Raw genomic sequence first — 14,213 nt, forward strand, 5'->3', positions numbered from 1 at the left:
TATAATTGTTATTGTGCTAAAAGCCAAGGGCTAATAGCGAAAGGTAAACTTGTTATACAAGTTCTACCATTAATTCTCTTGGGTCAGTTACTTTACCGGTAACGGCAGCTGCAGCAGCAACTAACGGACTAGCTAATAACGTTCTTGAACCAGGTCCTTGTCTACCTTCAAAGTTTCTGTTCGATGTACTTACCGCTAATTTTCCAGCTGGTACCTTATCATCGTTCATTGCCAAACAAGCAGAACAACCAGGCTCACGAAGTTCAAAACCAGATTCGGTCAAAATATCAAGAATTCCTTCATCTTTAATAGCAGCCTCAACTTTATGAGATCCAGGTACTAACCATGCCGTAACATTGTCAGCCTTTTTTCTGCCTTTTACGATAGAGGCAAAAGCTCTAAAATCTTCTATACGACCATTTGTACAACTTCCTAGGAAAACAAAATCAATAGGTTTGCCCATCATACTATCGCCTTCATTGAAATCCATATACTTCAATGATTTCTGGTATGTAGTAGCACCACCTTGAACGTCATTTGCCATAGGAATATCATTTGAAATTCCCATTCCCATTCCTGGGTTGGTACCGTATGTAATCATAGGTTCAATAAGAGAACCATCAAAAGTTAATTCTTTATCGAAAATGGCATCTTCATCGGTATATAATGTTTCCCAATATGCCATTGCTTTATCCCAATCTGCACCTTTTGGAGTAAACTCGCGATCTTTTACATATTCAAATGTTTTTTCATCAGGAGCGATCATACCTCCACGGGCACCCATTTCAATACTTAAGTTACAAACGGTCATACGACCTTCCATACTCATGTCTCTGAAAATTTCTCCAGCATATTCTACAAAATACCCGGTTGCACCAGAAGTCGTTAATTGAGAAATGATAAATAAAGCCACATCTTTAGGTGTAACCCCTTTACTCATTTTACCGTTAATATTAATACGCATTCTCTTAGGCTTAGGCTGCATAATACATTGTGTAGCCAATACCATTTCAACTTCAGATGTACCAATACCAAAAGCAATTGCACCAAAAGCACCGTGTGTAGAAGTATGTGAATCTCCACAAACAATAGTAGCACCTGGTTGGGTAATACCGTATTCAGGACCTACAACGTGTACAATACCATTTTTTGCATGGCCTAATCCCCAATAAGAAATACCATATTCATTAGCATTTTCTTCTAACATTCTTAACTGGTTTGCAGAAAGTGGATCTGCAACCGGTAAATGTTGGTTAATAGTTGGAGTGTTATGGTCAGCTGTTGCAAATGTTTTCTCAGGATGCATAACAGGAATATTTCTGTTCTTAATACCTAGAAAAGCAACAGGGCTTGTTACTTCATGAACCATGTGTCTGTCAATGAACAGTACATCAGGACCATCTTGTATTTTATGTACTACGTGGGAATCCCACACTTTGTCAAATAATGTTTTTGTTGCGCTCATATTCTTTCTAATCTAAGTTCACAAATCTATTAAAAACAAGGGTTTCTTAGAAATTAACACACTTGTAAATTACGATGTTCAAAATGTAATTATCTGTTAATTTTAAAATATTCAGGGTTTTATTTCGTTTTGAACAAAGTGAATTTAATAATTTATATCATTAATAATTATAATGAAAAATCATAGTATTTTGTTCGTTTATATCATGCTAGTTTGTAGCTTGATTTTATTAATATTTGGAGGGTCTCAAATTTATAGAAAGCTAAAAGTTGAAAATTCTGGAATTCAGACAGAAGGTGTGATTACTGAATATCTTTCAAAAACAAAAAGTTCACAAGCAATATTTGGCAGTAAAAAGCTAGTATACTCACCTTCATTTTCTTTTGTTACAAAAGATAATTTTAAGTTTACCTTAAATAATGGTAATTATCAAGATTTTAAACCATATGAAATAGGTGAAAGTGTGCTTTTGAAATATGATATTGATGAGCCAAAAAATGTTTATATAGATAACCAGTATCTATGGAAATTTACTTCATTGCTCATAACAATAGCTTCTATATTGTTTGTTGTTTCAATTTATGAACTTCGCACACGGATTAATAATTAGTCTAAATGATTGTATCTTTTTAAGCTTTTATGAAACAAACGATTGGGTTTGTTTTAATGAAACTGTTGTTAACTAATATATGTCCAGATATTTTTATGCTTCACCAACTGGGCGTACATATGTCTAATAATTAGATTCTCTGATTTACTTAAAGATGGGTCTTCTTTTAGTAGTTGCAAGGCGTGGTAACGAGCAGATTTTAAGATATCGTTATCCTTAACGATATCGGCTATTTTTAAATTTAATAGTCCGCTTTGTTGGGTTCCCATAATATCGCCGGGACCTCGAAGTTTTAGATCAACCTCTGCAATTTCAAATCCGTCATTGGTGGCTACCATGGTTTCTAGTCTAGTCTTAGCTTCGCTAGATAATTTATGACTCGTCATCAGAATACAAAAGCTTTGATCGGCACCACGCCCAACACGACCACGTAACTGATGTAATTGCGAAAGACCAAAACGTTCCGCACTTTCAATAATCATTACTGAAGCATTAGGTACGTTAACCCCAACTTCAATAACGGTGGTTGCAACCATAATTTGAGTTTCGCCCTGTACAAAACGGTTCATTTCAAACTCCTTGTCCGCTGGTTTCATTTGACCGTGAACAATAGAAATCTGATATTTTGGCTGTGGAAAATCACGAGCAATACTCTCATATCCATCCATTAGATCTTTATAATCCATTGCTTCAGACTCTTGAATTAATGGGTAAACCACATATATCTGTCTGCCTTTTTCAATCTCATCTCGTATAAATGCAAAAACCTTTAATCTATTGGCATCATAACGGTGTACTGTTTTTATAGGTTTACGCCCGGGTGGTAATTCATCTATAACAGAGATATCTAAATCACCATACAAACTCATTGCCAATGTTCTAGGTATTGGTGTTGCTGTCATTACCAAAATATGTGGCGGAAACTCATTTTTATGCCATAATTTAGAACGCTGGGCTACGCCAAAACGATGCTGCTCATCAATAATGGCGATACCTAAATTTTTGTATTTTACTTTATCTTCTAATAAGGCGTGAGTGCCTATTAGAATATTCAACTCTCCGTTTTCTAATTGTTCATGGATAGGTTTACGAGCCGATTTTTTGACGGAACCTGTTAATAGAGCACAAGTAATCTCCGTTCCTTCCAGCAATTCAGAAATGCCTTGATAATGCTGGTTGGCTAGAATTTCTGTGGGTGCCATAAGACAAGCTTGAAATCCGTTATCAATTGCCAAAAGCATTGTCATTACGGCAACAATGGTTTTACCCGATCCTACATCGCCCTGTAATAACCTGTTCATTTGGGCATTGCTGCCGAGGTCTGCGCGAATTTCTTTAATTACTCGTTTCTGAGCACCAGTAAGTTCAAAAGGTAATTTATTAGAGTAAAAATCTTTAAAATAGTCACCTACTTCATTGAAAGGGAAGCCCTTAATTTTTTTCTTTCGAGATACATTTTTACCTATCAGCTGTAGTTGAATATAGAATAACTCTTCAAACTTTAAGCGAAATTGTGCCTTCGCCAATAACTCTTGACTTTTAGGGAAATGTATATTGAATAATGCTTCCGGTTTTGGTAGTAGTTTTAATTCGTACAGTAATTTATCCGATAGGCTTTCAGAAAATTTACCGTTCACCTCCATAAAAAGCTGTTGTAAAATCTTACTGATTACCTTATTTGTTATGCCTTTGTTACTTAGTTTTTCTGTGGATGGGTACACAGGTTGCATATACACTTTAGTGCCTTGTTGATGTGCAGACAAGGGTTCCATTTCTGGGTGCGGCATTGAAAATGTGCCATTGTACCAATTGCATTTTCCAAAAATTACATAAGGTATGTTCAGTTTAAGGTTTTCTCGCAACCATTTTTGCCCCCTAAACCAAACCAATTCTATTTCGCCGGTATCATCTTTAAAACGGGCTACTAAGCGCGAACCCTTCTTTTGTTCAACTGTTTTTAAGTGAACGACCTTACCAATTATTTGAACATCGGCACTGCTGCGTTGTAGCTGACTAATTTTATAATATTGGGTCTTATCTATATATCGATTAGGGAAAAGATTCAGCAAATCTTGACAGGTTTCAATCCCCAATTCAGACTTTAAGGTTTCAGCCCTATTTGGACCAACACCTTTTAGGTATACAACAGGGGTTTGCAAGAAGTTTGCGTTCATGGCACTAAAATAGTCTTTAGGTAGAATTGCGACAAACTAAAGTATTAAATTTGAGTTTCTACTAGCTTATTAATTTGTATGAAAAAAATAGTTCTAGCCTTTATTCTTTGTTTTTATTTCAGTTCTTATGGTCAACATCAAGATAAAGTAGATTTTATAAAAGGGAAGGTTTACTTAGGTCCATTACCTAAAGAGAAAAAGATAAAAGGTGGAGTGATCTATCGTTTTAATGTGTTACAAAATGTTGATTCCGTATTTTTTGATGCAAAGAATATGGATTTTTCAAAAGTAGAACTTGATGGGAAAAAGATAGTTTTTACTGCTACAGAAAAGACAATTTCCATTAAACATAAATTCAAAAAGGGAGAATCGCATAAACTGTTTCTTGAATATGTGGCGAAACCCAAACAAACGGTCTATTTCATTGGTTGGGATGATGATGTGGAAGGCAATGAACAAATATGGACGCAAGGGCAAGGAAAATACACCAGCCATTGGCTCCCTAGTTTTGATGATATGGAAGAAAAGGTAGAATTTGATTTTACAATTGAAGCCGATAAAAAATATCAAGTAATTGCGAATGGTAACCTACTTTTAAAAACTGATAATGATGAGGAAGATGCTATTTGGTTATTTGATATGAAAAAACCAATGAGTAGTTATTTGTTGGCGTTCGCTATAGGCAATTACAATAAGCAAGTTTTGAAATCTGATAGCGGAGTAAGAATTGAAAATTACTATTACCCTAATGATAGTCTAAAAGTGGAACCTACTTATAGATATACAAAAAGGATATTTGATTTTTTAGAAAATGAAATTGGCGTGGGGTATCCTTGGCAAGATTATAAGCAGGTTCCTGTACATGATTTTTTATATGCCGGTATGGAAAATACTAGCGCTACTTTTTTCTCTGATGCTTATGTCATTGATTCCACTTCGTTTATTGATAGAAATTATGTGAACATTAATGCACATGAATTGGCGCATCAATGGTTTGGTAATTTTGTTACCGAAAAAAACAGCGAGCATCATTGGTTACATGAGGGTTTTGCTACTTACTACGCATATTTGGCTGAGAAGGAGATTTTTGGTGATGATCATTTTTTCTGGAAGTTATTTGAAACGTCTAAAACTCTTAATAATATTTCAGAAAAAGGTGAAGGGGAGAGCTTATTGAACCCGAAAGCTAGTAGCCTAACTTTCTATGAAAAAGGAGCTTGGGCTTTAGCTGTCTTAAAAGATAAAATAGGAGAAGAGAATTTTAAAACCGGAATTAGAAATTACTTGAATAAATATCAGTTCCAAAATGTGACTGTTGCAGAATTTATTGCTGAAATGGAGGAAACTTGCAATTATGATTTAAGTGATTTTAAAGCTATTTGGTTAGAAGGAGACGTATTTCCAATTGATGCTGCGAAAGATTATTTAATGAAAAATAGTTCATCAGTAAGAATGTATTATGTCTTAAAACATGATGATGAGAAAAATTTTAATTCCCCTGAAATTTTAAACGATTCAGAATTAGCTACGGAATTGAAGTTAGAATTGCTTCAACAAAAAGGTGATTTTCCTGAATTAGAACTTTTGCCTTTAATTGCTAGTGAAGATATTAGAATACGGCAATTTATTGCTCAGAAAATGGGTGTAATTCCTGAGGGTTTAAAAGAGTATGCAGAGCCGTTGTTATTAGATGATAGTTATATTACCGATGAATTAATGCTTTATAATCTATGGTCCAGTTTTGATTATGATAGAAGTACTTATCTAGAAAAAACTAAAGATATAATTGGTTTGCCAAATAAGAATGTGCGTTTGCTTTGGCTGACATTGGCATTGTTTACTCCTGATTATAATCCTACAGAAAGTGTTTATTATCATCGAGAGCTTGTTGGTTATACTAACACTATTTATAATCCAGAAGTTCGGCAAACAGCGTTTCAGTATTTATCTGAAATTAAAGCCCTCAATGATGATGCTTATATAAATTTGATAAAGGCAACCAACCATCATTCTTGGCAGTTTAGAAATTATGCCAGACAGTTATTTGATACCTTATGGAATGATGAAGAACAGAAAAAAGAAATTGAAAAGGTAGCAATTCAACTAAATTCATCAGATTTGCGTTATCTTAAAACGAAATTAAAGTAATAATGAAAGCATTGGTTATTTCTGGTGGTGGTAGTAAAGGAGCCTTTGCAGGTGGTGTTGCCCAATACCTTATTCAAGAACAAGGAAAAAAGTATGATATTTTTGTAGGCACTTCTACGGGGAGCTTACTTATTTCTCATTTAGCTTTGGGTAAGCTAGATAAGATTAAAGAAATTTATTCTAATGTTAATCAAAAAAGCATATTTAATAATTGTCCTTTTTTGGTAAAGAATATTCGAGGCAACGAAGAGATTTCTATAAATCACTGGAATGTTCTTAGAAATTTCATGAGCGGTAAAAAGACTTTTGGTGAAAGTGAAAATTTGCGTAAGCTTATTGAGAACAGTCTAACTATTGAGGAGTTTGAAACTTTAAAAAACGGAGATTCTGATGTTGTTATAACCGTTTCTAATTTATCATTGAATCAAGTAGAGTATAAATCTATTAAAGATTGTACGTACGAAGATTATTGCGATTGGATATGGATTTCAGCCAACTACACGCCGTTTATGAGTTTGGTTCGTAAAAATTATTGTGAGTATGCCGATGGTGGTTTAGGTAGTATTGTACCTATCGAAGAGGCAATTAAAAGAGGCGCAACTGAGGTAGATGTTGTTGTCTTACATACCGAAGTAAATTATATGAATAGGGTGGCATCTCGTAATCCGTTCGAGCTAATTACGAATATGTTGAGTTTTATTCTTGATCGAATTGAAAATCAAAATATTAGAATAGGTAAATTGGTTGCTAATCAAAAGAATGCCATTATCAATCTTTTCTATACACCAACAATATTAACTACCAATTCTTTAATATTCGATAAAGCAAAAATGACACTGTGGTGGAAGAGAGGTTATCTGTATGCTAAAAATAAGAATGAAGAAACAAACCCAATAGAACCCAACGAGCATGAATAGTGTTCTCTGAAAAATAGGCTTAAATGTATAGCTACAAACAAAAAATGCTTTCCATCCGGAAAGCATTTTTTTATTTCAGTATAATTTTAATTTCTACCATAAGTCGCCAATTTCTCTTTTTACAAAAGATAGGGCAGTAGCAGATGGTGAAGTTTTGTCCATTGTTTCGTTTAAAATATCTTCTCTCAGTTTATCCGCAGTTTCTGTATTACTCATTGCTGCTTTTCTGATCATTTGAATCGTTGCACTTTTTGCCGCTTTAATAATATTCCAACATTCATCTGTCATGTAAATTTGCTGCGAAAGGTTATGGTCAAACTCAGTTTCTATACTTTTAACTAACAAATTCTCATATGCGTTTTTATCATCACTTTGTGGCGCTACACGCACTACTAAGCTAGGTATTGCAATACGTTCTAAGAATAACGCCATTCTTTCATAAGCTTGTAAACGAACTGGTAGCGTGTCTTTTTGAGAATCTTTATGTAAAAGAAAACGTCTTCTACCTTCTTCATTATTAGTATGCATTCTAAAGAAATAGAAAGCTATTGCACCAGTAACAACTGAAGGTATTAAATAAGCGAAAAGTTGAAAAATTTGGTCGGAGTTCATTTTTTAATTAGTTATTAATTACGAAATAAGAACGTCCAAATTTCTCAATTAGTATAGTGTTTTATCGATGAAATACAAGTATTTAGTTTTTAGCGTCTCCCTTAGCCATATCATAAAATGCTTTATAATCTGGTTGAAACTTTATTTGTAGTGATTCTCGTAAGCCACCATCTTGAGCAACAGCTATAATTCGTTCACCATTTACACCAAAGTCTTTTATTAAAATACTAGCAACTGCCGTCGCTTGCTGTATGGCAATATTCATTTCGCCAGTAATATTTAAACTAGCAACAGTAATAACACTATTAGGATTTGCATTTGCAACCTTCGCCACATTTTCTATCCATCCCATTGATTCGCTAGACAGATTAACGCCAACACCATCGGTAAAAAAATAGTCTAGTTTTTCAGAAATAATTACAGAGCCATCAGCTACACCAACTTTTGCATTTTCTCCTAAAACTTGCTTTGCGTTTGTCAATATTACAACAGCGGTAGAATCATTACTAGCAACAGCATCTGTAACACCTTTTAGTTGCTTTTCTTTTCTATCTAAAGCAGCCATGGTCTTATTGATGTTCTCAGAATTCTGACTAGATAAGGCTGCAAAACTATTCAAGTTCTTCATTAATGTAGCGTTTGCATCTTGTAGCTCCGTCACTTGAGATTGATACTCATTCGAACGTTGATCTGCCAACTTTTCATTGTGCTGAGAAGTGCTGACCATTCTAGATATAGAATCTAGTTTATATTTTAATTCTTGATTCTGTTTAATCAGTTCACTTTTTTTCTGAGCCTGAATCGCATTTAATCCTAAAAGAAATATAGCTGAATAAATAAAAAAACGTTTCATATGAATATGCATTAAATAGGTTAATCTAAATTTTGCCGCCAAGATACGAACAGTCTTTTAATTGTTGAACTCCTGTAAACGGTACTTTTGCTTTATTATAGCCGTAAGTAGAGGCTAAACTTTTATTTAGGTCGTTATCATCTACGTTAACTTGCACATCGTCCATTGTAAATTGACTAGGGTGTTCATAGCCAGCAGCATGTGTAATTTCTAAAAATTCTTTTCTGAACGTATTAAAATATTGCGCTAGTCTGTCTGATTTTAAAGGCACATTAATACCTTTTTGTAACCATTTACTTTGGGTCGCAATACCTGTTGGACAGGTATTGGTATGGCAAACTTGCGCTTGAATACAACCAATACTCATCATAGCTTCACGAGCAACATTTATACAATCTACACCCATTGCAAATGCCATGGCAGCTTTTGCAGGGAAACCTAATTTACCTGACCCTATAAATACAATACGTTCGGTAAGATGTCTGTTTAAGAAAACTCTATACAAGCTAGAGAAACCATATACCCATGGTAATGATACGTGATCGGCAAATGATGGGGGAGCGGCACCAGTACCACCTTCACCACCATCTACGGTAATGAAATCAGGACCTTTACCTGTAGCTACCATCAAATCAGCCAATTCTTCCCACTGATCTAGCTTTCCTATAGCACCTTTAATTCCTACTGGTAAACCTGTTTCATTGGCGATATCTTCTATAAGTGCCATTAGCTCGGTTACATTAGAAAATGCTTTGTGCGTAGCTGGTGATAATACATCTTTACCAACTTCAACACCTCTAATTTCGGCAAGTTCAGGGGTGATTTTTGCTCCAGGTAATACTCCGCCTTTTCCTGGTTTTGCACCTTGAGATAATTTTATTTCAATAGCTTTTATACACGGATTGTCCTCAACTAGCTTTTTCATTTTCTCCATTGAGAAATTGCCATCTTCGGTTCTTACACCGAAATAACCGGTACCAAAGTGAAATACAATATCACCACCATGTTTATGGTAAGGTGATAAACCACCTTCACCAGTATTATGATAAGCTCCCGCTTTTTTAACTCCTTTGTTCATTGCTTCTACAGCTGCTGCTGATAATGAACCAAAACTCATTGCAGATACATTTACAACACTACCTGGTCTAAATGGTTTTCTACGGTTGTTGTGCTGACCTATAACTTTGGCACATGGAATAAAGTTGGGTTCTGAATCATTTGGGTGCCCAGAAGGTACTTCGTAACCCATCATTCTGTTTTTGACGAATATATGCTGATGGGCATATAAATCTCGATCAGAACCAAACCCTTCGTAGTTGTTCTCTTTCTTTGCAGAAGCATAGATCCAGCCTCTTTCAATTCTGTTAAAAGGTAACTCTTCTCTGTTATTAGCAACAAAATATTGGCGCATTTCCGGACCAATACTTTCTAACCAATAGCGTAGATGCCCTACAACAGGAAAGTTATGTTTAATGGTATGCCGTTTCTGAATAAAAATATCCCAGATCGCAACTATGAAAAGAAATAAAAAAATCCAAGTCCACCATGGTGGACTTGGAATAGCATTTAAAAAATCGTTCATCAAAATTATCCTTTTGGTTTTATATCTAGAAGTGGTGTTTGGTCACTATTTAGGTAATCTAAACTCATTTCTGTTAATGTGCGAACTCCTAAAAGTAATCCGCTATCATCAATCAAAAAATCTGGTGTATGGTGCGGAAATGATTCTGTTGTTCCAGGGGTCATTCCTCCTAAGAAAAAGAAGAATCCTGGTGCTTCTCTTTGAAAATATGAGAAATCTTCGGCACCGGTTACTGCTTTTTGAAATTGAACATTTTCATCACCAGCTACTCTTTTAATAGTAGGAAGCATTTGTTCTACTAGTTCAGGATTGTTATACGTAATATCTGTTGCATCAGTAATTACACATGTAGCTTCACCACCGTAGGCTTTGGCAATATCACTAACCATTTCTACCATACGGGCGTTAAGCTTGTCTTTCATGTCATAGTCTAACGTTCTAATTGTACCTATCATCTCTGCAGATTCAGGTATAATATTAAAACGTACACCACTTTTAATTTTACCAACTGTAATTACTGCGGCTTCATTGGTTAGGTCTGTTTCTCTACTGATAATTGTTTGTAGACCATCGATAATTTTAGCGCTAATCAAAATTGGATCAACACCTGACCATGGTTGAGAACCGTGAGATTGTTTTCCTTTTACATTTATAACAAATTGTTGAGCAGCGGCCATTGTACCACCAGATTTGTAACGAATGACCCCAACCGGAGTTTGAGAGTTAATGTGTAATCCGAAAATTGCATCTACTTTTGGGCTGTTCATGACACCTTCTTTTACCATTAAAAGAGCTCCACCTTCTTCACCTGGTGGCGGTCCTTCTTCTGCTGGTTGAAAGATAAACTTCACAGTTCCTTTTATCTTATCCTTGTTTTTAGACATTACTTCTGCAACTCCCATTAAAATAGCTGTATGCGTATCATGCCCACAAGCATGCATAACTCCTACTTTTTCACCCATAAATTCAGAAGTTACATTTGACTTATACGGTAAATCGTTACGCTCTGTAACCGGTAAGGCATCTATATCTGCTCTTAATGCTACTACTTTACCAGGTAAATCTCCCTTTAGAAGACCAACTACACCGGTATGCGCAACACCAGTTTGAACTTCAATTCCCAAAGATTTTAAATGCTTGGCAATTTTTTCTGCTGTTTTGAATTCACGATTCCCTAATTCCGGATTCTGATGAATTTCTCTTCTCCAATCAACTACCTTGCTTTCAATAGCTATGTAGTCTTTTTCAAGATTTGGTCCTTGTGCCTGAACGGTAAAACCGAAAAGAACGAGGGCCAATAAACCTAGTTTTCTCATAATCAGTATTTAATATTAAAATGTTCTCTATGTTTCAGTGGGTCATTTAAGACTTAAATGCATCAACTGGTATTCTCTTTTTGCGGAATTAAAGTTTAAATATATTCAAAATGAAAAGAAATACCATCTATTGTTTACAAATCTAAAACACTTCACTTTTACTATCCCTCAATTATGGCTAAATTTACATCACTAAAAGAAAGAAAATTTGAGCTCATTTATAGATGAATTGAACGATGCCCAAAAGGCTCCTGTTTTGCATAAAGACGGACCTTTAATGGTTATTGCTGGTGCTGGGTCGGGTAAAACTCGTGTACTAACTTATAGAATTGCACACCTTATGGCACAGGGGGTAGATTCTTTTAATATTTTATCGTTAACATTTACCAATAAGGCAGCACGTGAAATGAAGGCACGTATTGCTAATATTGTGGGTAATGCTGAAGCAAAAAATCTTTGGATGGGAACTTTTCACTCCGTTTTTGCAAAGTTATTACGTATTGATGGTGATAAACTAGGATATCCAGCCAATTTTACCATTTATGATACGCAAGATTCTCAGCGATTATTAGCTTCGATTATTAAGGAAATGGGGCTTGATAAGGATATTTATAAATACAAGCAGATTCAAAATAGAATTTCTTCTTTCAAGAATAGTTTGATCACGGTAAAAGCTTACCGTAATGATGCAGATTTGGTAGAGCAAGATGCTATGGCGAAAAAGCCTAGAACAGGTGATATATACGAAAATTATGTAGAACGTTGTTATAAGGCAGGCGCGATGGACTTTGATGATTTACTGCTACGAACCAACGAGCTATTAACACGTTTTCCTGATGTGTTGGCGAAGTATCAAGATCGATTTAGATACATATTGGTTGATGAGTATCAAGATACTAACCACTCTCAATATTTAATCGTAAAGGCTTTGGCTGATCGTTTTCAGAATATATGTGTGGTAGGGGATGATGCGCAAAGTATTTATTCTTTTAGGGGAGCCAATATTAGTAATATTTTGAATTTTCAAAAAGATTACGATAATGTAGGTATGTATCGTTTAGAGCAAAATTACCGTTCTACCCGAAATATTGTAAACGCTGCGAACTCCGTAATCGGAAAAAATCAAAATCAAATTGAAAAAGTAGTTTGGACGGATAATGATGATGGTCCCGCTATTAAAATTCATAGAAGTACTACCGATGCCGAAGAAGGTAGGTTTGTAGCAAATTCTATTTGGGAACATAGAATGCAACAACAAATGACCAATGGTCAATTTTGTATATTATATAGAACAAACTCCCAATCTAGGGCTATGGAAGATGCCTTGCGTAAAAGAGATATTCCGTATCGTATTTATGGCGGACTCTCATTTTACCAACGTAAAGAAATTAAAGATGTGTTGTCTTACTTGCGTTTGGTCATTAATCCTAAAGATGAAGAAGCTTTAAAAAGGGTGATAAACTTCCCTGCAAGGGGTATTGGTGGTACTACTCTCGATAGATTAGTTGTTGCTGCCAATCATTACAACCGTTCCATTTTTGAGGTTATGGAAAATATAGACCGCATCGATTTAAAAATAAATGCGGGTACTAAACGTAAATTAACAGACTTTGTAACCATGATCAAGAGTTTTCAGGTCATGAACCAAACTGTAGATGCCTTTGCATTATCTGAACATGTAGCCAAAAAAACCGGTGTTCTTTTAGAGTTTAAGAAGGATGGAACTCCTGAAGGTATTGGTAAAATGGAGAATATTGAAGAGCTATTAAATGGTATAAAAGATTTTGTTGAGGGTCAGAAAGAGATTGATGAAGCAACAGGAAACATTAGCGAATTCTTAGAAGATGTTGCACTTGCTACCGATTTGGATAATGATACTGGTGATGACGATAGGGTTGCATTGATGACCATTCACTTGGCAAAAGGACTTGAATTTCCGTACGTATACATTGTTGGTATGGAAGAAGATTTGTTTCCGTCTGGTATGAGTATGAGTACGCGTAGTGAATTGGAAGAGGAGCGAAGGTTGTTCTATGTTGCTTTGACAAGGGCAGAGAAACAAGCGTATTTAACATATACCCAGAATAGATATCGTTGGGGTAAATTGATAGATGCAGAACCTAGTCGATTCTTAGAGGAAATAGATGAGAAGTATGTTGAGAATCTTACACCTGTAGATGGAGGTTATAGATATAAATCGCTTATAAATGCAGATATTTTTGGTGAAGTAGATAAGAGTAGATTACGTCAACAAAAACCAGCAAGAGGTACACCGCCAATTGTAGGGCAGCCTAATACCGGTCAGCTTAAAAAATTACGTAAATTAAAACCACAATTGGCAGAGCCAGTAGGAAATACCAATAAAATTGATCCTAATCTTACTGTAGGTTCTTTAATTAATCATACCCGTTTTGGTCGTGGTAAGGTAGTAAAGATAGAAGGTTCAGGTAATGATAGAAAAGCAGAAATAATGTTCGATAAAGGCGATATTAAAAAACTATTGCTTCGCTTTGCCAAGTTAGAGGTATTGGGATAG

10 protein-coding genes are annotated in these 14,213 nt (G+C 35.2%); 4 read left to right on the forward strand and 6 right to left on the reverse strand.

What is annotated here, in order from left to right; genetic code table 11:
• Window positions 1-52: 52 nt before the first annotated feature.
• On the reverse strand, window positions 53-1,465 hold the full coding sequence (gene leuC / locus Q0871_RS16405; RefSeq protein WP_299325568.1) for a 3-isopropylmalate dehydratase large subunit: 1,413 nt from the start codon (window positions 1,463-1,465) through the stop codon (window positions 53-55).
• A gap of 172 nt (window positions 1,466-1,637) precedes the next feature.
• Here leuC and Q0871_RS16410 point away from each other — a divergent pair, with 172 nt between their 5' ends.
• Window positions 1,638-2,075 carry a DUF3592 domain-containing protein gene (locus Q0871_RS16410; RefSeq protein WP_299325570.1) on the forward strand — a complete coding sequence of 146 codons (438 nt, stop codon included), beginning with the start codon at window positions 1,638-1,640 and terminating at the stop codon, window positions 2,073-2,075.
• A 68-nt stretch (window positions 2,076-2,143) separates the two neighbouring features.
• Here Q0871_RS16410 and recG read toward each other — a convergent pair whose 3' ends face one another.
• Complete coding sequence (gene recG / locus Q0871_RS16415) at window positions 2,144-4,249, reverse strand: ATP-dependent DNA helicase RecG (protein ID WP_299325572.1); 2,106 nt, start codon at window positions 4,247-4,249, stop codon at window positions 2,144-2,146.
• A gap of 78 nt (window positions 4,250-4,327) precedes the next feature.
• Here recG and Q0871_RS16420 point away from each other — a divergent pair, with 78 nt between their 5' ends.
• Window positions 4,328-6,397, forward strand: coding sequence for a M1 family metallopeptidase (locus tag Q0871_RS16420; protein ID WP_299325574.1), 2,070 nt, complete (start codon window positions 4,328-4,330; stop codon window positions 6,395-6,397).
• A 2-nt stretch (window positions 6,398-6,399) separates the two neighbouring features.
• Window positions 6,400-7,314, forward strand: coding sequence for a patatin-like phospholipase family protein (locus Q0871_RS16425; protein WP_073246758.1), 915 nt, complete (start codon window positions 6,400-6,402; stop codon window positions 7,312-7,314).
• Window positions 7,315-7,407: 93 nt separating this feature from the next.
• Here Q0871_RS16425 and Q0871_RS16430 read toward each other — a convergent pair whose 3' ends face one another.
• The 4 genes from Q0871_RS16430 to Q0871_RS16445 form a co-directional block, all read right to left on the reverse strand.
• On the reverse strand, window positions 7,408-7,926 hold the full coding sequence (locus Q0871_RS16430; RefSeq protein WP_133673845.1) for a hypothetical protein: 519 nt from the start codon (window positions 7,924-7,926) through the stop codon (window positions 7,408-7,410).
• An 82-nt stretch (window positions 7,927-8,008) separates the two neighbouring features.
• On the reverse strand, window positions 8,009-8,779 hold the full coding sequence (locus Q0871_RS16435; RefSeq protein ID WP_299325583.1) for a hypothetical protein: 771 nt from the start codon (window positions 8,777-8,779) through the stop codon (window positions 8,009-8,011).
• Between the two features lie 25 nt (window positions 8,780-8,804).
• A complete protein-coding gene (locus tag Q0871_RS16440; RefSeq protein ID WP_299325585.1) occupies window positions 8,805-10,361 on the reverse strand; it encodes an FMN-binding glutamate synthase family protein in 1,557 nt (518 codons plus the stop codon).
• A 5-nt stretch (window positions 10,362-10,366) separates the two neighbouring features.
• Window positions 10,367-11,677, reverse strand: a complete 1,311-nt coding sequence (locus tag Q0871_RS16445; protein WP_299325587.1) for an amidohydrolase — start codon at window positions 11,675-11,677, stop codon at window positions 10,367-10,369.
• 208 nt (window positions 11,678-11,885) lie between these two features.
• Between Q0871_RS16445 and Q0871_RS16450 the strand changes: the two genes are divergently transcribed.
• Window positions 11,886-14,213, forward strand: a complete 2,328-nt coding sequence (locus Q0871_RS16450; RefSeq protein ID WP_299325589.1) for an ATP-dependent helicase — start codon at window positions 11,886-11,888, stop codon at window positions 14,211-14,213.

The sequence above is a fragment of the uncultured Maribacter sp. genome, from assembly GCF_947500985.1.
GTDB lineage: Bacteria > Bacteroidota > Bacteroidia > Flavobacteriales > Flavobacteriaceae > Maribacter.